The following is a 24,383-nucleotide window of genomic DNA, read 5'->3' as shown; positions in this document are numbered from 1 at the left end:
GTCAGGGGCTTATGCGAAGAAAGGAATTGAGGAATATGTTGGTCCCGATCGTTGTGGAGCAAACCAATCGTGGCGAGCGTGCCTATGATATCTACTCACGCCTTCTCAAGGATCGCATCATTTTCCTTGGCGCCCCGATTGACGATGTATTTGCCAACCTGGTAATCGCACAATTGCTTTTTCTTGAAGCGGAAGATCCTGAGAAAGATATTAGTCTCTATGTTAATTCTCCAGGGGGCAGTGTCACAGCCGGATTAGGCATCTATGACACGATGCAGTATGTGAAACCTCCGATCAACACCATTTGCCTCGGACAAGCTGCGAGCATGGGTGCGCTCTTATTGACCGCGGGGACAAAAGGTAAACGGTTTGTTTTGCCTAATGCCCGGGTGATGATCCATCAGCCGTTAGGCGGATTCCAAGGTCAGGCGACGGAGATCGATATTCATGCTCGCGAAATACTAAAGATTCGTGAACGCCTCAATGAGATTATGGCTAAGCACACGGGACAACCTATCGAAAAAATCGCTCACGATACTGAACGGGACTATTTCATGTCCGGTGAGGAAGCGAAGCGGTACGGGCTTATCGACGAAGTCATCTCACGACCCCCAAAATTCATGAAAGCAGTGGAGTCTCACGACGGAACAAAGGACGGGGCCAAAGGCAAGTAACACAGGAGGATCCATGGCCAAGCAGGAAAAGATGGACAGGCACTTACGATGTTCTTTCTGTGGCAAAAGCCGTGATGAAGTACGAAAATTGATTGCGGGACCGACAGTCTATATCTGCGACGAATGTGTCAATCTCTGCAACGACATCATTGCCGAGGACTGGGAAGAGGCCAAAGAAGAGATTTCGTCGAAGCTTAAGAAGCCAGCAGAAATTAAGCATCACCTCGATCAGTATGTCATCGGACAGGAGCGTGCGAAGCGCATCTTGTCTGTGGCCGTTCACAATCACTACAAGCGCATCTCTTCAAAGGAAAAAGGGGTTGATGATATTGAGCTCCAGAAGGGCAACATTCTCATGGTGGGTCCTACTGGTACAGGAAAGACGCTCCTCGCTCAAACTCTGGCTAAATATTTGGACGTCCCGTTTACCCTCGCCGATGCGACAACCCTGACCGAGGCTGGTTATGTGGGTGAAGATGTGGAGAATATTATTCTGAAACTCTTGCAAGCTGCTGACTACGATGTTGAACGGGCTGAGCGTGGGATCGTCTACATCGATGAAATCGATAAGATCAGCCGGAAGAGTGACAGTCCATCCATCACTCGGGATGTGTCTGGCGAAGGTGTACAGCAAGCCCTCTTGAAGTTGATTGAGGGTACGATCGCGAACGTCCCTCCGCAAGGGGGGAGAAAGCATCCACATCAAGAATTCATTCAGGTGAATACCAGCAATATATTGTTTATATGCGGTGGGGCCTTTGTCGGTTTGGAGCAAATCATCGAGCAGCGACTAAATCGTAAGTCGATGGGATTTGGAGCGGATATTCGTGGGAAGAGCGACATTCGCTTGGGCGATTTACTCTCCAAGGTGCAGCCTGAAGATTTCTTGAAGTTCGGTCTGATTCCTGAATTTGTCGGCCGGTTGCCCGTTGTGGCTACTTTAGAAGAACTAGACGATCGCGCTCTTATCCGTATCCTGACAGAGCCGCGCAACGCCTTGACGAAACAGTATGAAAAGTTGCTGTCGTTTGAAAAGGTCAAGCTACGGTTCACAGAAGGGGCGTTAGGGGCAGTCGCACGAAAAGCGTATTCACAGAAAACTGGCGCTCGCGGCCTTCGAGCCATACTGGAAGAGGTAATGCTCGACGTAATGTACGACGCACCGTCCCAGAAACAGATCATCGAGGTAGTCATTACGGAGGATGCCATCCAGGGCAAGAACCCACCGATGCGTATATTTGAACAAGAGAACGATGCTAAGACAGCGTAAACATTAATTAATTTATCGATCACACATTTGCCTCCTCGACATTTTAGAAAGACCTAGGTTGGTCGGTATTACGGCAGATACCACCGTCCTTCTTCTCTTCTGCTAGTACTCCTAGCCATTATCTCGACAAGCAAAATCGCTGAGCTATACTTTCCAGGTGTACAGTGGCTGGACGGAGGTCTTGTGAAGTACCCAGTTTCTCTGAGTTTTCGCCATAAGGGCAAGGTCCTCGAGCTTGACCCAGCCCGGGAAATGATTGTCTTGGTGGGGGCTAAGGGAGAAGCGATCGGCAGTTTAACTTGGGATTTTGTCATCGACCAGATTCTCTCCTATCACAAAGTTTCAGCTCAAAAAGAGGTTCGCTCTGAGCCACGTATCTCACTTGCGTTTCGAGTGAGATATCACACCCCAGATGGCATGCGATTTGAAAGTCGGGCTGGAGGTATCGGGGGGGGGGGGTTATTTATTGAAAGCCAATCTCCCCTTCCTGTAGGGACGAAGTTAGCCATGGAATTCTCGCTTCCAGAAAAGTCAGAAGAATGGCTGCCAGCTAAAGGGAGCGTTGCCTGGGTTTGTCCTAAAGCCGATCAATATACATTCAGCCCTGGAATGGGAATACGATTTACGGAGATTGCGGATGAGATACGCGATCGGATCCATGAGTTAGTGAAAATTACTTCACATACGGGGCAGGCAGCTTAGTACTATTACCCATGTAGCATACTACAAAGAGTCATGGTTCTATGAAACTTCCTGTTGTTTCCACTGCAGGTCATGAAGGTAAGTCTCTCGTCATCGATTCAAAGTTAGAAACGATCACCATACAAGACCCCTTTGGCCAACTGTTGGGTGCTATGTCGTGGGGTGCGGTCATCGAGCGTGTACTTGCCAGCGGTGAAGATGCCCGGTTTGCTCATTGCCGCGCCCAGCCGCGCGCACCTCTTGCATTGAAGGTTCGTTACACGACGCCAGAAGGTAAACAGTTTGATAGTCTGACCGGAGGTATAGGTGGGGGGGGCCTCTTTATTGAAAGCGGGGCTCCCTTGAAGCCAGGGACAGAGCTGACGGTCAAATTTGCCCTTCCAGATAAGCCGTGGGATAAACTGACCGCGAAGGCAAAGGTCGCATGGGTTCGTAGCAAACCTGAGCGATATCTGCTGTTTCCCGGGATGGGCGTTCAATTCATCGAGCTGGATGAACAGGTTCAGAAGGAACTAGTTGGGCTGGTCGAGGCACTGAATCGAAGCAGAAGCTCATCCTGAAGGTTAAGGGATCCCGTTTGTTTACCAAGCGTCCGTGAGTCTTGTATCTCATCGAAAAAGTCCTTCTATCTTTACCGGCCAAAACACATCACCGGAAGAAACACTAACGTCTAGCTGCCTCCCCACGGGTCACGATACCAAGAGATTTCCTGAGAGTCGAGTGTTAATACGATCCGTGGGCATTTCTTAGACCGCAGCTATCTCATTTTGTAGAGATGTAGGTAAGAACTCCGGAGCTCTGATCCCTGTTCAGGGGTTTGTCGCCACTGTCGAAGCGCGTCATATGCAGGCAACTCCGCAGGTATTTAGTTTCTATTGAGTGCTTGTGAGGCCGCCTGCCGCACTGATGTATGGTCATCCTGCAGAAGCATTGTCAATCTAGAACGCGTTCCGGGATCCAATCCAGGGAGCCAACCCAAGCTCCGCGCAGCAGCTTCACGGACTGATGGCTCGGGATCATCCAGCTTTCCCAGAAGCATAGGCTTGGATCTCAGATCACCGATCTTTCCCAAGGCTTCTACTGCATTCCTTCGAACAAGCGTGTCGCGATCGTCCAGCAACAGAATAAGAAGGTCCAGCGCTTTCTCTGAGTCTGGTGAGGGGCTCTCTTGATAGCAACCGACGGTCAAAGTGAAGCATGCTAGGAACAGGAATGTAAGGAGGGACCATTTGATACGGCACGCATCTGACGGCAGTATGGAGAACAACGAGAAGTACGTCACTGAGACTTGGAGCTCTCGTCTTCTTCCGGGGGGAGTTCCTTCGCGGCTTCGATCGATTGCTGGATTTCCTTTTGGGCCGCATCCATCTCAGCTTGGATGGTCTGCATCTGGGGATCCACGCTGTTGCGAACGTCGGATACCGCCTGTCGGAATGTTCGTACGACTTCCCCGAGGCCTTCCCCCAGATGTTGCAGGTTGTCCGGAGACATTCCCGCGGCTAATGGCGCCGTTTTGGTTTTGAGTGCAGCTTGCTGCGCCTGCACGCGCGCGACGGCGTCCTTATTCACAATCGCTGATGGGCGCTTTACGTTGGCTTTGGCTTGTGGCGAGGCCGGCAAAGGCGGATACGAGGCACGAGCTGCTGGCGGAGGCATTGCATCCCGCTCCTCCATCGTAATCACCTGATGGGAAGAAGACGGTTGGACTGGTTTTGGAGGCGTTATCGATGCTTGAGGAGTCTGCGGCGAAGTATTATATAGCAAGGAAGCGGTCGTGCCCGGCGTCAGCTCAGGTCCTGGTGCGTAAGGGGCATTTGTTCTGGCAGGAGTGGAGGACGGCTGTGCAGCGGAAGACGCCTCGGTCGTGCCTGTAGGAGAAGCTTCAACTGACCGTGGTTGTACAGTTTCCTGTTGGGGTGCCTCATTTGGTGGAGATGAGGGAGCCTCGTTGACCTCTTTTCGAAACCCTTTCAAGGCTTTACCGACGCCCTCACCGATCTGTGGTAGCCGGCCAGCACCAAAAATGATGAGAATGATGATGAGAATGATGATGAGCTCAGAGAAACCCATGGTCCCGAACATCTCTGCCCTCGTGAGAAGAACTTTGTATTAAGAAGGATGAGAATTTAATCTATCCGCTGCCAAGAGACTGTGTCAAGGAAGTCGAACGTTCAAGGTGTGCCGACGACTAGAGAAGAGGCACGAGCTGCGTCTGAAGTGGTAGGCCATACACCACGGCCTCTCGCTCCGACACATAGACGTCCAACTCGCTCCTGATCCCGAATTCTCCAGGAAGGTAGATGCCCGGTTCAATAGAAAAACAGGTATGCGGCATAAGCCGGCGACTGTCCTGAGTTTCGAGGTTGTCGATATTGGCTCCATTGCCGTGGACTTCCTCTCCGATCGAGTGGCCAGTTCGGTGGATGAAAAAATCCCCGTACCCTGTCTCCTGAATAGTTTTCCGGCAGATCTCATCGACTTCCCATCCACAGGGAAATCGTCCGGCCAGCACTTGCTCCTGGACAAATGAGAGTGCCGCGTCACGGCCTTGCCGCACGTAATCAAAGATCATACGATGCCTGGCCGGCACCTGCTTTGCGCTGTAACCGGTCCAGGTGATGTCGCCATAGACAGATCCTGGGAAGGTTTGCTTCGCCCACAGGTCGATCAGAACCAAGTTGTCACGGGTTATGGGGGAAGATCCGGATTCGGGTGGGGTGTAATGAGGATCAGCGCTGTGAACATCCACTGCGGCGATCGGAGCACTGGATGTCGTCAGACCTGCGGCGCGCATTCGGGAGAGGATGAACTGCTGCAAGTCGTATTCTGTAAGAGGACGTTCGCGATGGACGCAATAGGCTACATGAGAAAAGGCGTCATCGACGATGCGTCTGAGCCTGTCAACAGCGTACTGATGGGATTCGAGCTGTTCGTCTGTCCACACTGCTTCAAATCGTTGTACGAGATCGGCGGATGTGATCACCTCGAGTCCGAAGCTTCGAATCAATTCGATCGTACCCGCATCGACTCGTGAGAGGTATGGAACGGCGTTCAAGGGCGAGTACTGCATGGCGACTTGTCGTTGACCGCGCAAGAGAGACGCTAGAAGCATCCGTTGCTGTTCCCATGACACGTAGTGTTGGACCTGGCCAGGTAGCTCATCAAGCACGTGTGGCTCGATCCTGTGAAGAAGTTTGACAGGATCTCCGGTGGCCGGTATCCAATAGTACCAACGACGAGTGACGTGCCGAGGCTGATCGAGAAGCAACACACGATAGGCAAGCGGGTCGCTTTCGCGAAAATCGTAGAACAGCCACCCGTCAACTGTCTGCATATCTCGAAGCGCTTCTTGGATAGCGAGAATTCGCCTATGATGCACGCCGTTTTTCACGGAGGCAGATTATCCTTGGGATTTAGAGGCGTCAATCAATCGACGGTCCTCACGTGAACCATGATATACTGAGCCCCTATGATATCAGATGCAATGCGGGAACTCTCGGCCTTTCGGATCACGCTTTTCTTTGGGCCCGAGCCGGTTGAGAAGAAACCCCATATTGTGGCCTGTGTGTTCAATGTCAAAAAGAGGAGCTGGAAAGCAGGTATCCAGGTAGCGGTGGAGATTAACACGAGTCAGCTCCTGGCACTTCGAAAAACCATGGCACTGGATGATCGGCTCGCGGCAATATTGAAAGAGGCTGAGCTGGATGATGTCTCACACTATCAGGAGCGTGCTGAAGATGTATTTGCCCAAGCCCTCTGTCGGTGCAAGCTGGGCCTTCGATTGAGCTCTGGTCTCGCCCAAGAGAATCAACGAATGGAGGCCGATCAATTGATGGATGAACTGAACAAGGAAGCCAGTGCCCGTACAGAAGAAATTGTTGCTTCGATCATGGACGAACTGGATCTAATCCCAAGCTACCCATCATCACTATGAAGCGCAAAACAGCCGGAGGGCTTGCATTCATGTCCGAATTTGTTATAACGCATGTCGGTATCACTCGCATGGTGTCCATGCAGTGATTGAGTTTGTGTCTTTGAGAGGAAGGAGGGGCATCACGTGAGACTTGCGATGGTGATTCTTGTCGTTATCCTGACCTATTGTTCGATGCTCGTGGCTCCGGCATGGAGTCAGTCCTCGTCCGCTGATCAACAGCAAGGGACGGCTACCGGAGCCGGGATGGGAGCGGCTTCTGCGGCTGCCACCATATTGTATTTTCCCTTTAAGGCGGCCTTTGCGCTCGGTGGGGGGATTGTGGGCGGCCTTGCCTACGTGTTTTCTGGTTTCAGCGAACCTACGGCAATGAATATTTGGGTGCCCAGCGTGTACGGCACCTATCTCATTACTCCCGAGCACTTGACCGGGGATAGACCGGTTCGTTTCCTCGGTGTTGCCGCTGAAAACGAAGGAATGTCAAACACGCATTCAACGCCGTACGAACCACCGTACGAACCAGTGCAGTAACTATGAAGCCTGTCATCGGCGTGACACCGGACTTTCATGCTGGTGACAGGAAGGATATGGGTGGACCGGAAGCGACGTACTTCCTGCGAGCCCGGTACATTCGAGCCGTTGAAGAACTTGGCGGCATTCCTCTGATCCTACCGCTCGTGGCTGATCCAACTGCTCGGAGACGGTTGCTCGACACGGTCGATGGACTCCTACTCACAGGGAGCGGGCCGGACCTTCCGCCAAGGCTCTATGGCGAAAAGAAGCGCTACAAGTTTCCGATGGTTAGCGAGCGTCGCGCAGATTTTGAACTGGAAGTGGTTCGCCAGGCCAGAATAAGGGATCTTCCACTCTTGGGGATCTGTGGAGGAATGCAGGCAGTAAATGTCGCCTGTGGAGGGAGCCTCTTCCAGGACATTCCTGCACAAGTCCCAAGCGCGATGGACCATCGTCAGAAGGCGAAAGCGATCCATGTTTCTCATGCCGTCACCGTGGCATCCAAGAGCCTTCTGAGAAGGGTGGTCGCGAGTGAGACCCTCATGGTCAACAGCTCACATCATCAATCGGTCAAGAGCGTAGCCCCGTCACTTATGGCAAGTGCCCTTGCACAAGATGGGATCGTCGAGGCAATCGAGTCATCCCACCATCGATTTCTACTCGCGGTTCAATGGCATCCTGAATTCTTATTTGAGCGGCATGTGGGTCATCGTCGGCTATTTGAAGCCTTGTTACGTGCGGCTCGTCGGACACGCCCATGACCTGCTTGGCCCGTTTCATACCATGGCTGCTTATCCATCTCACCATTCTCCTGCCATATCCTGAACTGATGAGCAGTTTCAGACCATTGATCCCAACAGGTCAAAGTCGATCACCATGGGCCTGGGGGCGGCCGTGAGAAACCCCCTTCTTCGAACAAAATCCATCGATCAAATTTTGGCCGATGCCGACCGGCCGGAACACCGGCTCAAAAAAACACTGACGGCGTGGGATCTGACGGCACTGGGAATTGGTGCAATTATTGGGACCGGCATCTTTGTTCTAGTGGGAACTGCCATAGTCGGCGATGCACATCGTCCAGGAGCCGGACCAGGAATAGCCCTTTCCTTCGTCCTTTCCGGACTCACATGTGCACTGGCTGCCCTCTGTTATGCGGAATTCTCGGCCATGATTCCAGTTGCCGGGTCGGCCTACACCTTTTCCTACGCGACGCTAGGAGAGTTTCTCGCCTGGCTAACGGGATGGAATCTCATCTTAGAATATGGTGTGGCTTGCGTCGCAGTCGCAATCGGCTGGTCCGGATACTTTACCAATTTGCTTAAACTCGCGGGCTTGGAACTGCCGTATTGGGCGACCAACCCACCGCATTGGGCTGGAGGGCCCGAAGGGAGCATCGCCAATTTCCCAGCTGCGATTATCGTGCTGTTGGTCACAGCCATTCTGGTCAGAGGCATTAAGGAAAGCGCTCGCGCCGCAGGAGTGATCGTCATCGTGAAGGTGGCGGTAATCTTGTTCTTTATCGCCGTTGGAGCTCCGGCGGTGGACGCAGAAAATTGGACGCCCTTTATGCCGAACGGGTTTGAGGGAGTCCGAGCCGCTGCCGCCATTATCTTTTTTGCGTACATCGGGTTCGATGCCGTCTCGACCGCCGCAGAGGAGGCACGGAACCCTCAGCGAGATGTTCCGTTGGGAATCCTTTGCTCGTTGGCCGTGTGCACGGTCCTCTATATCTCCGTTGCCGTCGTCCTTACCGGGCTGGTTCCAGTTAGCCAAATTGACGTTCATGCCCCGGTCGCAGAAGCGCTGAGTGTCGTGGGTTTTAAGTGGGGCGCTGCTATTGTAGCCTTTGGCGCTGTCGCCGGCATCACCAGCGTCTTAGTTGTCATGATGCTTGGACAAATACGGGTGTTCTTTGCGATGTCACGTGACCAGCTTCTGAGCCCAGGGTTCTCCAAAGTCCATCCAAGATTTGGGACCCCGCATCGTGCGACTATTCTGACAGGCGTCACGGTTGCGATTTTGGCCGCATTCTTCCAAATCGGTGAAGCCGCTGATATGACCAACATCGGGACATTCTTCGCGTTTGTGCTTGTCAGCTTCGGGGTGATGCTGCTCCGATACACCAAACCGCATCAATCCCGACCCTTTCGACTTCCGCTGATGCCTTTCGTGCCAATTTTGAGCATCGGCGCATGCCTCTATCTCATGGCCGGATTGCCACAAGCCACCTGGGTTCGCTTTGTGGTATGGACCGTCATCGGGATTCTTGTCTATGTCGGCTATGGTGTGAAACACAGCAAATTGGCCGGGCAAGATACGCGTAGTGATGCGTTACCCGGGTGATTCCAATGCACGGCTATCGATAGAGGACTAGGCAGGCTTTCCGGACGGCTGTGCCGGGGGAGCAGGATCCTCTGTAGCCGAGTGTGGTGTTGCTGGAATCGAAGTTGTCGCAGAAGCAGGTGATGCAGAAGAGGGGGACGCCGGGGCGACTGCTGGTGCTGGTGGAGTCGCAGTCTTTGGCGGCGGTGCTGCAGGCTTCGGCGGAGCAGGTTTTTCGGGCTTAATGCCTTTTTCCCATGCTGGGCCTGAATATAGATCTGCCGTTAAGCCATTGGTTTTCCACCTCTCCTCAAAGTCTGCAGCAGCCTTGTTGGGCGTTTCTCCGATTCCCATGACATCGTTCCAGGGGTAAACCTTGGCTCCAATCTGGCACCCGGATTCGGTCCGTCGCAAATACAATGCGATCGGATTACCCCTGTAGGGTCCAAGAAAGATATGGACGGATCCGACGTATTCGAGCAATGAGGCCATAAGGCCCTCCCAAGGAATGCTCATGATGCCACAAGAGGTGACAAAGGGGCAAGTTGCTGGGGTATGGGATGATCCCAGATCCTGCTGCTCACAAGAGGTATGCTGTCCCCTGATCAGATCTCGGTCTTTGCGATCTGCTCACGGGTGTGGTGGATAGAACGTAAGAGAGCCTTGTGGCTTCGGCAGCCTACCACAAGTCTCGCATCAGAGATCGTTACCGGTCGATAGGGGCGTAGGAACCGCTCCTTAACTCGGTGGATTCGGGCAAAGGATTGTGCCAGTCGTCCTGCAGAAAGGTCGCCGCCTGTAGCGGCCTTCTCAACAGCGTGATAGGCAGCAACGATCCCATTACGGTCTTTGCAGATCAATGGCATGTCGCAGCCGGCCTGGATGGCCTGCACGGCCGCATCTCCGATGCCGTAATGGTCGATAATGGCGTGCATCTCCAGGTCGTCCGTGAGGACGACACCGTCAAAATACAACTCCTCACGAAGGAATCTTCCGATAATTGTAGGAGAGAGCGTGGCAGGGCGAGTCTCATCAAGTGCCTGATACACGACATGGGCGCTCATCAATGTGGCCACTCCGTTGGTGATCACGTGTCGGAAAGGAGGAAACTCGACGTGGTCGAGCCTTGCACGGTCCGCTGTGACGATGGGCAATTCTTTATGCGAGTCCGAGGTGGTGTCACCATGTCCAGGAAAGTGTTTCCCGCAGGCCACGACCCCATGGTCCTGCAGTCCACCCGCAGTAGCCAGTCCTAATTCGGACACGATATGAGGATCTGCGCCAAATGCACGATCGCCGATTACCGGATTCAATGGATTGCTGTTCACATCCAATACAGGAGACAGGTTCATGTTGATGCCGACGGCTTTAAGCTCTTTCGCTGTCGTGGCCGCCGCTGCATAGGCCAACTCCGACGAGTGGCAGTAGCCCAGCACTTCACATGGAGGGAAAATCGTGAATTCTGTCGGCAACCGGGAGACACGTCCGCCTTCTTGATCGATCGAGATGAGGAGAGGGACGTGTGGACTGCAACGCTGAAGCTCGTTCGTCAGGTCAACAATTTGTGCTGACGATTCGAGGTTTCTTGCGAAGAGGATGATCCCGCCCGGCTTGTATTCGGTGATAAACGAAGCGAGATCCGGCGAAACGGTTGTTCCGTCGAACCCTATCATGAACAGTTGGCCGATTTGGTCGCGAGAGACCGTCATATCGTGTAGTGAACGAGAGAGCGATCAATAAGGAACTGGATCAACAGCCTGGTCCCGATGCCGGTTGGTCCTTTGGGAATATAGGCGCGTTCCCGCTCACTCCAGTCGGTACTGGCAATGTCCAGATGCACCCATGGGTACTCACCGACAAACTTGCTGAGGAATAGAGCGGCAGTGATCATACCACCCCCTCGCCCACCGATATTACGCATATCGGCCACATCACTGCGTAGTTGTTCAAAATATTCTTCCCAGAGAGGCATTTCCCATACGCGTTCCCCCGCTCGAACGCCTGACTGACGAATCGCTTCTTTCAATTTTGTATCCGTGCCCAACATCCCGATCGCAAATTGGCCCAACGCAACGACACAGGCTCCGGTCAGAGTGGCGATGTCGATCAGGGCGGCCGGATTGAATCGGGATGCATAGGCGAGACCGTCGGATAGGATCAGACGCCCTTCGGCGTCGGTGTTTTGGACTTCGACTGTTTTTCCGGAGAGGGTCTTGACCACGTCTCCGGGTCTCATCGCTCGACCACCAGGCATGTTCTCAGCGACGGGAAGAATGCTGATGAGATTCAGCGGAAGCTTCAAGCGAGCGGCTGCGCGTATCGTGGCCAAGACCTCTGCTCCGCCGGTCATGTCGGCTTTCATATGTTCCATATTCTCCGACGGCTTGAGCGAGATTCCCCCCGTGTCAAAGGTGATGGTTTTACCGACCAAGACGACCGGACGCTCGTCTTTCTTCTTGGCTCCGCGGTACTCGAGAATAATGAACTTCGGCGGTTCATGGCTGCCTTTTGCGACCCCCAATAAAGCCCCCATGCCCAGGCGTTCCATGTCCTTCTGCTCGAGAATTTTCAGGCTGATGCGTGTCTCCTTGGCCACAGCCTTGGCTTCATGAGCGATCCTCGTCGGCGTCATCACATTGGAGGGATGGTTGGAGAGATCTCTGACGAACACCGTGGCTTCCGCAGTGGCCACACCACGACGAATTCCTTCCGATATCTGCCTGAGGTCGTTCTTATGGGAGATCAGGACCGTCATCGCCGTTAATTGGCTGTTGGCGGGCGCATCACTCCGGTACGCGGTAAATTGATAGCTCCCGAGGATGGCGCCTTCGGCCATCGCTTGTGCGACATCCAAGGGTGAAGAATCACGAGGAGTGAAGCTTGGAAGCGCGACCACAAAGGTCCGGGATTTTGCGCTGCGTACCCGCTTGACGGCACATCCCATCGCTTGCCGAAACTGATCAAGACTTAAGCTACCCCTTTTCCCGAGCCCGACAAGAATCAGCCGCTTCGCTGGAATTTTTCCGTGCGTATGAAAGAGGACCACTTCGTTGGCCTTTCCTTCGAATTCCTTGGAGTGGAGGAGGTCACGGAGCGCCCCTCCAAGAGGTCGATCCAGCACCGCTGCGTCTTCATTCGAGAGCCCCTCACCCTCACAATGCAGGAGGACAAGCGTATCTGCAGTCTCAGTATCGACTTGACCCTGTTTGGGTCTGACTCGCATGATGTTCATTTCGTTCTCCTTCATGATGCGTCAATCACTGACCGACATACACTACGCGCGATGGGATCCGGACGAGCCGTATAACTGCAACAGGGCGGATGTTACGCCTCACACGCCTCTCATATCAGGGGCCCAGATGTATTTGTGTAGTTGCAACTGAAGTCGGACCGGCAGGCGATCTGCCAAGACCCATTCGCTGAGGGCTCGAGGGTCAAGCGTGCCGAACACCGGACTGAACAGGACCGGACAGCGTTCGGTCAGGCGAAAACGATCGAGCATGCGTTTGGCCCAGTCGTAGTCGATCTCGTCTTGAATAACAAATTTCGCCTCGTCCTGTGGCCTCAGCCGGTCGACATTGGGCCAATGCATCCGTTCCGTCATACCGCTTCCCGGACACTTCACATCCAGGATAATACGGACCGATGGATCAACCCTGGCTGTATCCAGGGCTCCGCTTGTCTCAAGGAGGACCGTGAACCCTTCTTGGCACAACCGATGGAGTAAGGTGGTGGTCTCTGTCTGGGACAATGGTTCACCACCAGTCACCTCGACCAACGAACACCCGAATGACCGTATCTTTCCGAGGACCTCATCGAGTGACAGTTCCGATCCTCCGAAAAAGGCGTAGTCCGTATCACACCAGGTACAGCGAAGTGGACAGCCAGTGAGTCGCACAAACACGCAGGGCATCCCAGCAAAGGTCGATTCGCCCTGTACGCTGTGAAAAATTTCCGTTATGCGCATGAGAAACGCGCCCTACTCACAGCAGTGTTGATTTGGATGACCGGCTGAGGAAACGGTGTGTCGTGGATCAGGCCGACGCTTATTGCCATTTGACAATCGGCCATTTCTTACGTCGCGCAATAGAGGCCATCCCACGAATCGGGTTCACCACTGTCGGATGGCCGACGGCCTGTAGTAAATCGAGATCACCGGGACTGTCTCCGTAGGCATAGCATTGGGAGAGATCCAAGGTCAGCTCATGAGTTAGACGATCAATCAGTTGGCGTTTCCCTTGGCCGTAGGGAAGCGGGGGGATAAGAAAACCGGTATAGAGGCCATTCATCTGCTCCAAACGACTGGCAAAGCATCGATCAGCCTGAAGCGCTTCCGCGACAGGAGCGATCAAGAAATCGATGGACCCTGTCACGAAGACGATGGCATGGCCGGCCCGTCGATGTTTTTCAAGCGCCCGCATCGCAGGAGCCGAAACCCGTGGACATAATTCCTCTCGACAGAATTCTTCCCCGAGAGGTTGGATTACTTGCGCAGGTTTTCCGGCAAGGTAGAGCTTTCGTGATCGGAGCGGATGCAGCGAAAGTGTCGGGAAATGCCGCAGTAGCCAAGAGACACTCTCTCGGGCTTCCGGCCATCCCACGATCCCACGACGCCAGAGCCAACGGAAAAATTGTAGCTCGCTCGCTTCCCCAGGCAAAATAGTATTGTCGACATCGAAGAATGCAACGATGGAAGAGGAGAGCCCGCGCTGATCCGTTTGTACCATGAGCGACTCGTGCACAGAAAAACTGGTGCCGATTTTACCGGAGCCTCGGTTGATTGACAACAATTTTACCGTACTCCTATAATGCAGGCTCCCTTAAGCTCGTTCTTCGTGACTCGTGAGGCGCAGCTCCTGAAACGCTTTGCGAGACAAACTCCGGATGAACGACGCTTCACGATCGACGTTTCACGCGTTGTTGCCGAAGTGGTGGAATGGCAGACACGCACGTTTGAGGGGCGTGTGGCGAAAGCCGTGCGGGTTCAAGTCCCGCCTTCGGCACCATTTTTTTGAACTCCAGCCAGTAGCTTCTGCCTGCCCAAGCCCAGCCATTACTATCTAGACTTTTGGCCCTATCCCGTAGGACACTGGCCATGTGTCTATTTCTACACGCCTGAGTGACGAGCGATGAGATCGTCCCATTCCAAGCTATGTTCCGCCGTCTTATCAGGTCTAGTTTCAATCCCGCATGGAAGCTCCAACGCTTCTTCGATCAGTTGCCTCAATCACCAGGCAAGGAGTCTCGGATGATGTCTCCTAGTAACGTTTCTGTATCAGAGCTGCTACGCAAGCGGGCTGCCGATCTGGCGCAAGAACTGGTCGAACGCGATAGCGTGGTGCATGAACGAACCAGGCACCTTCGTGTGGCTCAGTCGTTAGCGCATCTGGGTAGCTGGGATTGGGAGATCGAGAGTGGTGAAGTGCGATGCTCGAACGAATTGTATCGTATCTTCGGGCGTGATCCTGGGTTGTCTCACATGACCTTCGAAATTTTTGTCTCCGCACTGTTCCCTGACGATCACGATCGCGTTGTCGCCGCAATCAATGCGGCGTTGGGGGGGGAGGCACCGTATGATGTGGAATATCGAATCGTCAGACCGAATGGTGACGTGCGGACGATTCATTGCTGCGGCGAGGTCCTCCGAGACGACAACGGCAAGCCCTGTCGGATGTCTGGTTCTGCCCTGGACATCACGGGCGAAGCGCCGGTGCCTCCCCCCCCCAACCCCCGCGGCCCCCCCCCCCCCCCCGCCGGGGGCCGGGGGGGGGGGAGGGGAAAAACAAACAACGGGGGGGGGGCGCCCGGGGGGGGGGAACCGCCGGCGGGGGAGGGGGGGGGCGGCGCCCCCGCCCCCCCGCGCCGGGGGGGGGGGGGGGCCCCCCCCGGGCCCGCGCGGGCCCCCCCGTGTGTGGCGGGGGGGCCGGGGGGGGCCCCCCCGGGGGGGGGGGGCGGGGGTCCCCCCCCCCCCGGGGGGGCGGGCCCCCCCCCGGGGGCGGGGCCCCCCCCCCCCCCTGGGCCCGAACCCCCGGCCCCCCGGGCCCCCCTCCTTGGTTCGCATACCGACATTACCGAACGCAAAAAGATGGAGGATACAATACGTGAGGGCGAAGACCGATACCGAACGTTGGTCGAACTTTCACCCTCCGGGGTCTTCGTCTTCTCCGAAGGACGGGCCGTGTATGCCAACCACACGGGTGCTATTCTCTTGGGAGCGAATGATCCCAAAGAGATTCTTGATCGCCCGATGTCCGATTTCATCCATCCAGAGCATCACGACGAAGTCCGTGAAAACGTGAAACGGCTGCTCACGGGAAGCGTGTCCGTCCATAGTGCGGAACGGGTCTATGTGAAAATGGATGGCACCTCGGTCCCGGTTCACGTTGAAGCCGCACGGATCATGTGGAACGGCAGGCCCGCCATCCTTGTCCTATTCTCTGATATCACCGATCGAAAACGTGTGGAGGTCGAGTTGCGTCGATCCCATACCTTTTTACGGCAGGTGATCGACGCCGATCCGAACTTTATCTATGCGAAGGATCGCGAGGGCCGTTTTACGATGGCCAACAAAGCGGTCGCCGATTGTTACGGAACGACCGTGGAGAACCTCATCGGCCAGTCGGATGCTGACTTTAATCCCAACTGGGACGAAGTTGAACGTTCTCGCCAGACAGATCTCCAGGTCATGAATTCCTTGCAAGACTACTTTATGGCTGAGGAAAAGATCACGGATTGGTCTGGGAAAACACGGTGGTTACAGTCCGTGAGGCGGCCGATTGTTGATGCCCAAGGGCAGGCCCATATGGTGCTTGGTGCGGCGACCGACATCACTGAGCGGAGGCAAATGGAAGAGATGCTCGTCCAACGCGAAGAAGACTTGAGTACGGCGCTTCGGGAACGAGAACGTATCAGCCAGGATCTCCATGACGGGATTCTCCAGTCGCTCTATGCCGTTGGGCTCGGGTTAGAGGCCTGTAAGCTGTTGATCGAACAACAGCCAGAACACTCCGCACAGCGTTTTGTGGCGACACTCGATCAATCCATTGGGCAGTTGAACGATGTGATGGGACAGGTCCGCAATTTCATCATGGGTCTCGAGTCTCACCCCATGCAGGGGGGCGATTTTCTGACCGCTCTACGAACCATGGTCCACTCCGTGTGCGCGACCCATCCGGCCAGATGTCGAGTGCGAATCGATGACGCAGTCGCCAGTCATGTCTCGACCGAGCAGGCCGTTCACGTCATGAATATCGCGCAGGAGGGAATGAGTAACGCCCTCCGTCACAGCCATGCCACACGCATTACTCTATCGCTGCGACAATACATTGGTTCCGTCTGTCTCGCCATTACGGACAACGGGATTGGGTTTAGTTCACGCTCAGTGCGAGGTGTTGGTCGAGGGTTAGCCAACATGGCGGAGCGGGCTCAAAAAATCGGTGGCGCATTCACTATCAGATCGGAGCCTCACAAGGGCACAAGGATTGTACTCGATCTCCCGAAGTGTCCTGAGGAGAACGCTGACTGATACGTGTATTTATGGTCTGTGCGGCGACAGTCGTGCGAGCGCATGTCATGCCTTCCGTACCATGGGTTCCCTGCAGCCTCATCCTTGAAGGCCCTGGGCCATTCGGATCTAGACTTTCATCGACTCTCGTAGGAGACTAGCCCCCTCGTTGGGACATTTTCTTAGGAACCCGTAGCCGAGCGTTAGACGAAGTGTTGTTCTTGGCGAAAACCGCTCTCAATCAGTGTGTTGAGGTTTGAGGCAAGCCGCTCCAGGGGCTGAGCCAGTCTTGCCGTATTGGTCGATGTCGCGCAGCAGGGAGCCCAATCATGAGCGCCACAAGCCATCCTCCTGAAATGGAGCTATTGCGGAAGCAGGTTGCCGACTTAGTCCGTGAGTTGACGGAGCGAGACCAGACCATTCGCCATCAGAATAGGCAGATGGATGGTGAGCTCCAAGACCTGCGTGAGCAATCGGAAATGCTTCGAGCTATCGTGGCGGGCACGGCGGCAGAGACCGGCGAGGAGTTTTTCAAGACCCTGGTGCTTCATCTGTGTTCGGTGTTTGGCGTGCAGTATGCCATCGTGGGAGAGATCCAACCCGCGGCCGTCAGGAAAATTCGCACCATCGCGGTTTCCTCAGGAGGCTCGCTCGTTGAAAATTTTGAGTATTTCCCCGCCGACACACCCTGCGAAGTCGCGCTCAACCATTCGTTGGCCTGTTTCGACCAAGGCGTTCGAGCCTCGTTCCCGACATTAGGACGATTCAATCAGCTCGGTGTCGAGAGCTATTGTGGGCTCTCGCTCAGGGCGAAAGACGGGACGGTTATTGGCCTATTAGTAGTTATGGATACCAAACCGCTGCGTCATGCCCACCGGTTGAAATCGTTCATGACCGTGTTCGCCTCACGTGCCGGAGCCGAACTCCAGCGCCGCCAGGCTGAACACGAGCTCTGTCATCGGGAACGTCATCTGATCGAGTCCCAAGCGTTGGCACACCTTGGAAGTTGGGATTGGGAGATATGGAGCGGAAAGATGTGGTGGTCGGATGAGCAGTATCGGCTCTTCGGTCACGAACCCAAAACCATTCCGGCCACGCGTGATACCTTCTTGCGGGCCATCCATCCCGATGATCGAAACGACGTGAAGAGGGCGATCGATGCTGCCCTGGCAGGCCGGGCCCGGTTCGACATGGAATGTCGGATTGTCCGGCCAAACAGGGAGGTTCGTGCCATCAACTGTCGAGGTGAGGTGCTACGAGACAGCGGCGGCCAACCTATTTCCATGTCCGGTAGCATGCTCGATGTCACAGATCGGAATCGGGTGGAGGAGGCACTGCAGGCTTCTCAGCGCAAGCTTCGGCAAGCGCTGCAAGCCTCGGGTACTGGACTATGGGATTGGAACACCACCACAAACGAGGTGGTATTTTCCGAGGAGTGGATGCGCCAGCTTGGATACGAGGGAGGGGACCTTTCAGCTTCCTTTGAGACCTGGGCGAGCCTTCTTCACCCGGAAGATCGGGATCGAGCGATAGCGTATGTGCAGGAGTATATAGCTCATCGGAAGGGCGATTATCGGCAGGAATTTCGCCTACGGCATAAGAACGGCACCTATCGATGGATCGAAGCAAGAGCCTCGTTTGTCACGGAGGTGGATGGTAGACGGATTCGGTTGCTCGGCTCCCATACCGATATCAGCGAGCGCAAGCAGATGGAGGCGGCTGTTCGGGAAAGCGAAGAGCGCTATCGCACGTTGGTCGAGCTGTCCCCTTCCGGTGTATTCGTTTTCCATGAAGGACGGACGGTGTATGTCAACCACACGGGCGCGCTCCTCATGGGAGCCAAGGATGTGCGAGAAATCATCGACCGGCCGACGTTTGAGTTTATCCATCCCGACTATCATCAGGACGTCCGTGAGAATGTACAACGACTCCTGAGCGGTGGCGTCTCTGTCCATAGCGCAGAGCGTGTCTACCTCAGGTTGGACGGAACACCGATTCCGGTTCAGGTCGAAGCAGCCCGGATCTCTTGGAACGGCAAGCCCGCTATTCTCGGTCTCTTTTCCGATATTACCGAGCGCAAGCAGGCACAGGAGGTGGTTGCTTCCCTCAACGCCTTGCTGGAACAGCAGGTGTCTGAACGGACGGAGGCATGGCGCCAGAGTGAGGAGCGCTTTCGTCAATTTGCTGAGTCAGTTGGGTCTTCGTTTCTGATTGCGGACCTTTCGCCGGATGCAATGAACGTCGTGTATGTGAACACGGCGTTCACGTTCATCTGGGGTATCGAACGAGAGGAAATCTGTCGGAACGGGTCGCTGTGGCTCGACTCGGTCCATCCGGAGGACAAGGAACGGGTCAAGGCGAACCACGATCGATTTGTTGCCGCCGGGACGACCACAGTGTTTTATTGCGAGTACCGAATCGTCGGGCGCGACGGGTACATCCGCTGGATCGCCGACCGACGAGTCAGAATGACTGGCTGGGAGGCGCGGATTGCCGGGATTGCAGAGGATATTACACATCACAAGCAGCAGCTTGCGCTGATGCAACAAACGGAAGCCATCGGCAAGATAGGCGGATGGGAGTTGGATTTTGTGACCAATCGCCTCCGATGGAGCGAAGAAACCTACCGGTTGCACGAAACCACGCCGGACTTGTACAGCCCGACGGTGGAAACCGCATTGAATTTCTACACGCCTGAAAGTCGGCCTCTGATCGCGGAAGCGATCGGAAAAGGGATTGCCAGGGGTGAGTCGTGGGACCTTGAGTTGGAGCTCATCACGGCGATGGGGCGGCCAGTTGCCGTGCGTGCAGCCGGGATGGTCGACGTCATCAACGGACGAGCCGTGCGAGCCTACGGGACGTTCCAAGACATTACCCAGCGCAAGCGAGCAGAGGAGGCACTCCAGCGGGCTCATGATGAATTGGAACGCAAAGTCATCGAGCGTACGGCAGAATTGCAGGCCAGCGAGGAGCGCTACACACGTGCGACGGCCATCGGCAAGGTCGGGGTGTGGGATCTGGATGTCAGAAATGGCCAATACCAAGGAGATACCAATCTGAAGGAACTGTTTGGCTATGGCCCAGAAGAACTGTCATTCGATCCCATTGTGTGGTTGGGCTTGGTCCATCCAGACGATCAGCCGATTGCCATGAAGCACTGGGAGTTAGTGCAAAGGGGAGCAGTCGAAGAGTGCCACTATGAGCTTCGCATGGTGAGAAAAGATGGATCTATTATTTGGACCGACGTGCGATGCCATGCGGTTCGAGACCGCAACGGACGATTGACGCACTTGATCGGTGCGACAGTCGACATCACCGAGCGTAAGGAAGCGGAACAAGCGCTACGGGCCAGTGAAGAACTATTCTCAAAAGCGTTCCGGTCCAGCCCTGACCCAATGACCTTGGTTGAGCTCGACTCGGGACGGTGGCTCGACGTCAACGACGCCTGTCTGTCCGCTCTCGGCTGTCAACGAGAGCAGGTGGTCGGGCGATCGGGGAACGACATCCAGCATTGGCTCACGCCGAGTGATCAGGTTCGCTTCACCGAGAGATTGCGCCGAGAGGGTTCGATCCGCAATTTCGAAGCTGTGTTGCAGACGGCCTGCAGTGAACACCGCGACTACCTCGTGTCTGCAGAGCAGATCGAGTACCACGGAAAACCGTGCATGATCACAGTCAGTCGAGACATTACCAAGCGGAGGCAGGCAGAACAGGCGCTCTGGAAGAGTCAGCAGGCCATTCGAGCATTGCATGATATCTCGTCGGCGCAAGGGCAGTCCTTCAAAGATCGGATTGAAGCGTTGCTCCAACTTGGCTGCCGCATCTTGGAACTTCCGATCGGGATGGAGACCGATCTCAAGGGTGAGGAGCTGGAGGTCAAGCGGGTAAACGCACCAGGCACGGCATTTTACGAGGGCATGCGCGTGCCGCTGGACAAGACATACTGTGCTGAAGCTCTCCGCCGGAACGGGCCGCTGAGTTTCGAACATGCCGGAGCTTCGGCCGAATGGCAGCACCATCCCGCCTATGCTGCATTGAAGTTGGAATCGTACATCGGGACTCCCATCAATGGGCTAGAACGCAATTACGGGACTCTGTGTTTCGGGGGTGTGGAACCCCGCGGAAAAGACTTTACTGAATCCGACAAGGATTTCGTGCAACTGATGGCGCGATGGTTGGGCGGTGAGCTCGATCGCCAAACAGCACTGGACGATCTGCGTGGGAGCGAGGAACGATACCGAACGCTCTATGATGAGACTCCCTCTATGTACTTCACTGTGAATAAGATGGGACTCATCAGATCCGTCAACCAATATGGCGCACAGTACTTGGGTTATCGCGTGGAGGATCTTGTCGAGAAGCCAGTGGAGACGATTTTCTTCGAAGAAGACCGAGCACGCATCTGTGCCGAGATGGACACGTTCTTTCGTCATCCGGAAGGCGTCGCGCAATGGGAGTTTCGCAAGGTGCGAGGGGACGGGACGGTGCTGTGGGTGCGCGAGTTTGCACGTGTGCTGCAGCAGGATGGAGAGCCATTGGCCCTCATCGTGTGCGACGATATCACCGAACGCAAGCACGCGGAGCACGCGCTTCGGGAAAGCGAGGAACGATTCTCCAAAGCTTTCAGAACAAGTCCTCATCCAATCGGGATCACGGAGGCCGCAACGGGACGTTGCATCGAGGTGAATGACGCCTGTCTGCACGCGTTCGGGTTTCGTCGTGAGGAAGTGATCGGAACCACCACGTTGTTGCTCGGGATTTGGCCGAATCTCGAAGATCGAGTGCGGGTCATTGAACGATTGAAAGCGGGGCAGCCGGTACGCAACATGGAGTTTGCCTTACGGGCCAAATCGGGTGCGCTGCGCTACTTTCTGACCTCCGCTGACCTCGCCGAGCTCAACGGAACGCTCTGCGTGGTGACCGTGGCGAACGACATCACGGATCGGAGGCACGCAGAAGAGGCATTGCGCCTTAGCGAAGAGCGGTTTGCCAAGGCATTCCAGGGCAGCCCCCATCCCGTCGTTATTACCGAGTTGGATACCGGTCGAGTCGTGGATATGAATGGTGCTGCCAGTCAGATGTTAGGCTATGGCAAAGAAGAAGTGGTGGAGGAAACGACTTTGCAGATCGGGCTCTGGGATTCTGTGGATGAGCGGGCCCGATACCTGGATCTGTTGAAGCGACAGGGATCGACCCGCAATGTGGAGGTGAAGCTGCGGAGCAGAAGCGGCGAAGTTCGCCAGTGCCTGCTGTCGTCAGAAGTGATCATGTTGAACGGCACGCAATGCGCTGTCACCGTCGGAAATGATGTCACCGAACGCAAACGCATGGAGCAAGCACTGCAGTTGACTCAGTTTTCGGTCGACCAAGCCGTCGAAGCGATTCTGTGGTTGGATCCGACCGCTCGAATATTCAACGTTAACGATACGGCCTGCCGAATGTTGGGGTACTCCAGGCCGGAACTGACGGCGATGACCGTGCATGATATCGACCCCAATTTCCCTGTCGAGCGATGGACGAAGCATTGGGATCATTTGAAGGAACAGGGAGCGTTGGCCTTCGAGGCGAAATATTGGTCGCGCACCGGCGATGTGTTGGAGATGGAGGTGACCTTCAACTATCTGTCGCATGACGGAAAAGAGTACGGCTGTGCGATCTTGAGAGACATCGGAGAACGTAAGCGAGCTGAAGCGGAACTTCACCGGTCGCATGCGTTTTTGAGACAGGTCATCGACACAGACCCGGGACTCATCTTTGCCAAAGATCGGGACGGACGTTTTGCGATGGCCAACAAGACGGTTGCCGACTGGTACGGAACCACGGTGGAAGATTTGGTCGGGAAGTCAGATGCTGACTTCAATCCGAACGCCGATGAGGTGGAGTTTTTTCGGGAAAACGATCGTGAGGTGATGCATACCGGACGGGATCGGTTCATTCCGGAAGAGAAATTCACCGATACCAAGGGGAACACCCGTTGGTTTCAGACCGTGAAACGGCCGATTTTTGATGACGATGGGCAGGTTCGTCTGGTGGTGGGCGCGGCGACCGACATCACTGAGCGCAAGCGAATGGAAGAGATGCTGCTGCAACGCGAGCGGGACTTGAGTGCCGCCCTGCAAGAACGTGAGCGGATCAGTCAGGATCTCCATGACGGGATTCTGCAGTCCTTGTATGCGGTAGGCCTTGGGCTAGAGGGTTGTAAACCGATGATCAAGCAACAGCCGGAACCTGTCGCGGCGAAGTTCATGTCCACACTTGATCAGACGATTGGGCAGCTCAATCACGTGATGGGAGAGGTGCGTAATTTCATTGCGGGTCTAGAGTCTGAGATTATCCAGGGCGGGGACTTTCCAACGGCCCTACGCACCATGGTCCAAACAATGTCCGGTGCTTCTTCGATGACATGTCGTATACAGATCGACGATGCTGCCGCACGTCGTCTGTCCACCGAACAGGCACTTCATATTATGAATGTCGTTCGGGAGGGACTGAGTAATGCGTTGCGGCACAGCCGAGCCACACAGATCATGGTATCGCTCCGAGAACTCGTTCGCACGATTCGTCTCACCATTCGTGACAATGGCATCGGGTTCAATGCGCGGTCGGCTCAAGGCGTTGGTCACGGGTTAAGGAACATGGCAGCCCGGGCTCAAAAGGTCCGAGGATCATTCGCCCTTCAATCGAAGCCATGGAAGGGGACGAAAATCTTACTCGATCTTCCAAAGGATGGTGACTATGCTCACAACTAAAACTCAAGTTCAAACCATTCGTGTGTTGCTTGTCGATGATCACGAAGTGATACGCGTGGGGCTTCGGACGGTGCTGGCTCAAAACCAGGGCATTACCGTGGTAGGAGAGGCCGGGACGATGGCGGATGCCATTCTGGAGGCTCAGAAGCTCAAACCCGATGTGGTATTGATGGATGTACGGCTTCCCGACGGTTCCGGTGTCGATGCCTGCCGAGAGATTCTTGGGGCTCTCCCAGCCACCCGAGTCATTTTCTTGACGTCGTATGCGGACGATGATTCAGTGCTCGCGGCCGTACTCGCCGGGGCACAAGGCTATGTCCTCAAGGAAATCGACTCGCCGGGACTGCTGGAAGCCATTCGTTCGGTCGCCAAGGGGCAATCCATTCTAGATTCGACGGTGACCGAACGAGCCCTCAGATGGTTGCGAGGAGTCCATGATCTCCCGGCCCCTCCAGGTACGGATCAACTTTCGTCTCAGGAAGAACGAGTTGTGGCATTAGTTGCCGAGGGGAAGACCAACAAAGAGATCGCGGTCGCGCTCGGGCTCAGTGACAAGACCGTGAAAAACTACCTTGCAAATGTCTTTCAGAAGCTTCGGATCACGCGGCGCGCCCAGGCGGCCGCCTTTTTTGTCAAACGACAAGGCTGATGATGCAACATTCGGCTCTAGTATTCTAGGGGCAAAATTCTCGCCCCGTTACGACCTTCATCTCTGGGC

General features: G+C 55.1%; 19 protein-coding genes and 1 tRNA gene. 12 read left to right on the top strand and 8 right to left on the bottom strand.

What is annotated here, in order from left to right; translation table 11 throughout:
- The first annotated feature begins 35 nt into the window (after positions 1 to 35).
- The 4 genes from clpP to IPM58_06965 all read left to right on the top strand — a co-directional run bounded on the left by clpP (position 36) and on the right by IPM58_06965 (position 3,206).
- On the top strand, positions 36 to 674 hold the full coding sequence (gene clpP / locus IPM58_06980) for an ATP-dependent Clp endopeptidase proteolytic subunit ClpP (protein ID MBK9306824.1): 639 nt from the start codon (positions 36 to 38) through the stop codon (positions 672 to 674).
- 13 nt (positions 675 to 687) lie between these two features.
- The gene (gene clpX / locus IPM58_06975; GenBank protein MBK9306823.1) at positions 688 to 1,944 is read left to right on the top strand and encodes an ATP-dependent Clp protease ATP-binding subunit ClpX; all 1,257 of its coding nucleotides are present in this window, start codon (positions 688 to 690) and stop codon (positions 1,942 to 1,944) included.
- Positions 1,945 to 2,127: 183 nt separating this feature from the next.
- Positions 2,128 to 2,646 (top strand): PilZ domain-containing protein, encoded by a 519-nt coding sequence (locus IPM58_06970; GenBank protein ID MBK9306822.1) that lies wholly within the window; start codon positions 2,128 to 2,130, stop codon positions 2,644 to 2,646.
- A gap of 41 nt (positions 2,647 to 2,687) precedes the next feature.
- Positions 2,688 to 3,206 carry a PilZ domain-containing protein gene (locus IPM58_06965; protein MBK9306821.1) on the top strand — a complete coding sequence of 173 codons (519 nt, stop codon included), beginning with the start codon at positions 2,688 to 2,690 and terminating at the stop codon, positions 3,204 to 3,206.
- 305 nt (positions 3,207 to 3,511) lie between these two features.
- Here the strand turns inward: IPM58_06965 and IPM58_06960 are convergent, their stop codons facing one another.
- The 3 genes from IPM58_06960 to IPM58_06950 form a co-directional block, all read right to left on the bottom strand.
- The gene (locus IPM58_06960; protein ID MBK9306820.1) at positions 3,512 to 3,835 is read right to left on the bottom strand and encodes a HEAT repeat domain-containing protein; all 324 of its coding nucleotides are present in this window, start codon (positions 3,833 to 3,835) and stop codon (positions 3,512 to 3,514) included.
- Positions 3,836 to 3,924: 89 nt separating this feature from the next.
- Entirely contained in the window at positions 3,925 to 4,728 is an 804-nt protein-coding gene (gene tatA, locus IPM58_06955; GenBank protein MBK9306819.1) for a twin-arginine translocase TatA/TatE family subunit, read from the bottom strand.
- Between the two features lie 106 nt (positions 4,729 to 4,834).
- Complete coding sequence (locus IPM58_06950) at positions 4,835 to 5,980, bottom strand: aminopeptidase P family protein (protein ID MBK9306818.1); 1,146 nt, start codon at positions 5,978 to 5,980, stop codon at positions 4,835 to 4,837.
- Between the two features lie 135 nt (positions 5,981 to 6,115).
- Here IPM58_06950 and IPM58_06945 point away from each other — a divergent pair, with 135 nt between their 5' ends.
- The 4 genes from IPM58_06945 to IPM58_06930 all read left to right on the top strand — a co-directional run bounded on the left by IPM58_06945 (position 6,116) and on the right by IPM58_06930 (position 9,433).
- On the top strand, positions 6,116 to 6,580 hold the full coding sequence (locus IPM58_06945) for a hypothetical protein (GenBank protein ID MBK9306817.1): 465 nt from the start codon (positions 6,116 to 6,118) through the stop codon (positions 6,578 to 6,580).
- A gap of 123 nt (positions 6,581 to 6,703) precedes the next feature.
- A complete protein-coding gene (locus IPM58_06940; protein ID MBK9306816.1) occupies positions 6,704 to 7,108 on the top strand; it encodes a hypothetical protein in 405 nt (134 codons plus the stop codon).
- A gap of 2 nt (positions 7,109 to 7,110) precedes the next feature.
- Positions 7,111 to 7,851: a gamma-glutamyl-gamma-aminobutyrate hydrolase family protein gene (locus tag IPM58_06935; protein ID MBK9306815.1), complete on the top strand. Its 741-nt coding sequence runs from the start codon at positions 7,111 to 7,113 to the stop codon at positions 7,849 to 7,851.
- Between the two features lie 133 nt (positions 7,852 to 7,984).
- Positions 7,985 to 9,433: an amino acid permease gene (locus IPM58_06930; protein MBK9306814.1), complete on the top strand. Its 1,449-nt coding sequence runs from the start codon at positions 7,985 to 7,987 to the stop codon at positions 9,431 to 9,433.
- A 27-nt stretch (positions 9,434 to 9,460) separates the two neighbouring features.
- Here the strand turns inward: IPM58_06930 and IPM58_06925 are convergent, their stop codons facing one another.
- From IPM58_06925 to IPM58_06905, 5 genes are all read right to left on the bottom strand, one after another.
- Positions 9,461 to 9,904 (bottom strand): hypothetical protein, encoded by a 444-nt coding sequence (locus IPM58_06925; GenBank protein ID MBK9306813.1) that lies wholly within the window; start codon positions 9,902 to 9,904, stop codon positions 9,461 to 9,463.
- Between the two features lie 113 nt (positions 9,905 to 10,017).
- Positions 10,018 to 11,121 (bottom strand): beta-N-acetylhexosaminidase, encoded by a 1,104-nt coding sequence (gene nagZ / locus IPM58_06920; GenBank protein ID MBK9306812.1) that lies wholly within the window; start codon positions 11,119 to 11,121, stop codon positions 10,018 to 10,020.
- Complete coding sequence (locus IPM58_06915) at positions 11,118 to 12,644, bottom strand: leucyl aminopeptidase (protein MBK9306811.1); 1,527 nt, start codon at positions 12,642 to 12,644, stop codon at positions 11,118 to 11,120. The genes nagZ and IPM58_06915 overlap by 4 nt, the downstream gene beginning before the upstream one ends.
- A gap of 99 nt (positions 12,645 to 12,743) precedes the next feature.
- The gene (gene queE / locus IPM58_06910; GenBank protein ID MBK9306810.1) at positions 12,744 to 13,379 is read right to left on the bottom strand and encodes a 7-carboxy-7-deazaguanine synthase QueE; all 636 of its coding nucleotides are present in this window, start codon (positions 13,377 to 13,379) and stop codon (positions 12,744 to 12,746) included.
- Between the two features lie 79 nt (positions 13,380 to 13,458).
- A complete protein-coding gene (locus IPM58_06905; protein MBK9306809.1) occupies positions 13,459 to 14,139 on the bottom strand; it encodes an HAD family hydrolase in 681 nt (226 codons plus the stop codon).
- Positions 14,140 to 14,334: 195 nt separating this feature from the next.
- Between IPM58_06905 and IPM58_06900 the strand changes: the two genes are divergently transcribed.
- From IPM58_06900 to IPM58_06885, 4 genes are all read left to right on the top strand, one after another.
- Positions 14,335 to 14,418, top strand: a tRNA-Leu gene (locus IPM58_06900).
- 242 nt (positions 14,419 to 14,660) lie between these two features.
- Entirely contained in the window at positions 14,661 to 16,937 is a 2,277-nt protein-coding gene (locus IPM58_06895; GenBank protein MBK9306808.1) for a PAS domain S-box protein, read from the top strand.
- A 308-nt stretch (positions 16,938 to 17,245) separates the two neighbouring features.
- The gene (locus IPM58_06890) at positions 17,246 to 23,665 is read left to right on the top strand and encodes a PAS domain S-box protein (GenBank protein ID MBK9306807.1); all 6,420 of its coding nucleotides are present in this window, start codon (positions 17,246 to 17,248) and stop codon (positions 23,663 to 23,665) included.
- A complete protein-coding gene (locus IPM58_06885; GenBank protein ID MBK9306806.1) occupies positions 23,652 to 24,314 on the top strand; it encodes a response regulator transcription factor in 663 nt (220 codons plus the stop codon). Before IPM58_06890 ends, IPM58_06885 begins: the two co-directional genes overlap by 14 nt.
- Positions 24,315 to 24,383: the final 69 nt, after the last annotated feature.

The sequence above is a fragment of the Nitrospira sp. genome (genome assembly GCA_016715825.1).
Taxonomy (GTDB): domain Bacteria; phylum Nitrospirota; class Nitrospiria; order Nitrospirales; family Nitrospiraceae; genus Nitrospira_D.
This window is presented reverse-complemented; position numbering and strand designations above follow the sequence as displayed.

Bases quoted from the DNA above. Each gene is read 5' to 3' on its own strand.
- IPM58_06935 (MBK9306815.1), top strand. From the start codon at position 7,111: ATGAAGCCTGTCATCGGCGTGACACCGGACTTTCATGCTGGTGACAGG.
- IPM58_06915 (MBK9306811.1), bottom strand. From the start codon at position 12,644: ATGAACATCATGCGAGTCAGACCCAAACAGGGTCAAGTCGATACTGAG.
- IPM58_06905 (MBK9306809.1), bottom strand. From the start codon at position 14,139: ATGGTACAAACGGATCAGCGCGGGCTCTCCTCTTCCATCGTTGCATTC.
- IPM58_06885 (MBK9306806.1), top strand. From the start codon at position 23,652: ATGCTCACAACTAAAACTCAAGTTCAAACCATTCGTGTGTTGCTTGTC.
- nagZ (MBK9306812.1), bottom strand. From the start codon at position 11,121: ATGACGGTCTCTCGCGACCAAATCGGCCAACTGTTCATGATAGGGTTC.
- queE (MBK9306810.1), bottom strand. From the start codon at position 13,379: ATGCGCATAACGGAAATTTTTCACAGCGTACAGGGCGAATCGACCTTT.
- tatA (MBK9306819.1), bottom strand. From the start codon at position 4,728: ATGTTCGGGACCATGGGTTTCTCTGAGCTCATCATCATTCTCATCATC.
- IPM58_06950 (MBK9306818.1), bottom strand. From the start codon at position 5,980: ATGCAGACAGTTGACGGGTGGCTGTTCTACGATTTTCGCGAAAGCGAC.
- clpP (MBK9306824.1), top strand. From the start codon at position 36: ATGTTGGTCCCGATCGTTGTGGAGCAAACCAATCGTGGCGAGCGTGCC.
- clpX (MBK9306823.1), top strand. From the start codon at position 688: ATGGCCAAGCAGGAAAAGATGGACAGGCACTTACGATGTTCTTTCTGT.
- IPM58_06895 (MBK9306808.1), top strand. From the start codon at position 14,661: ATGATGTCTCCTAGTAACGTTTCTGTATCAGAGCTGCTACGCAAGCGG.
- IPM58_06890 (MBK9306807.1), top strand. From the start codon at position 17,246: ATGAGCGCCACAAGCCATCCTCCTGAAATGGAGCTATTGCGGAAGCAG.
- IPM58_06925 (MBK9306813.1), bottom strand. From the start codon at position 9,904: ATGGCCTCATTGCTCGAATACGTCGGATCCGTCCATATCTTTCTTGGA.
- IPM58_06945 (MBK9306817.1), top strand. From the start codon at position 6,116: ATGATATCAGATGCAATGCGGGAACTCTCGGCCTTTCGGATCACGCTT.
- IPM58_06965 (MBK9306821.1), top strand. From the start codon at position 2,688: ATGAAACTTCCTGTTGTTTCCACTGCAGGTCATGAAGGTAAGTCTCTC.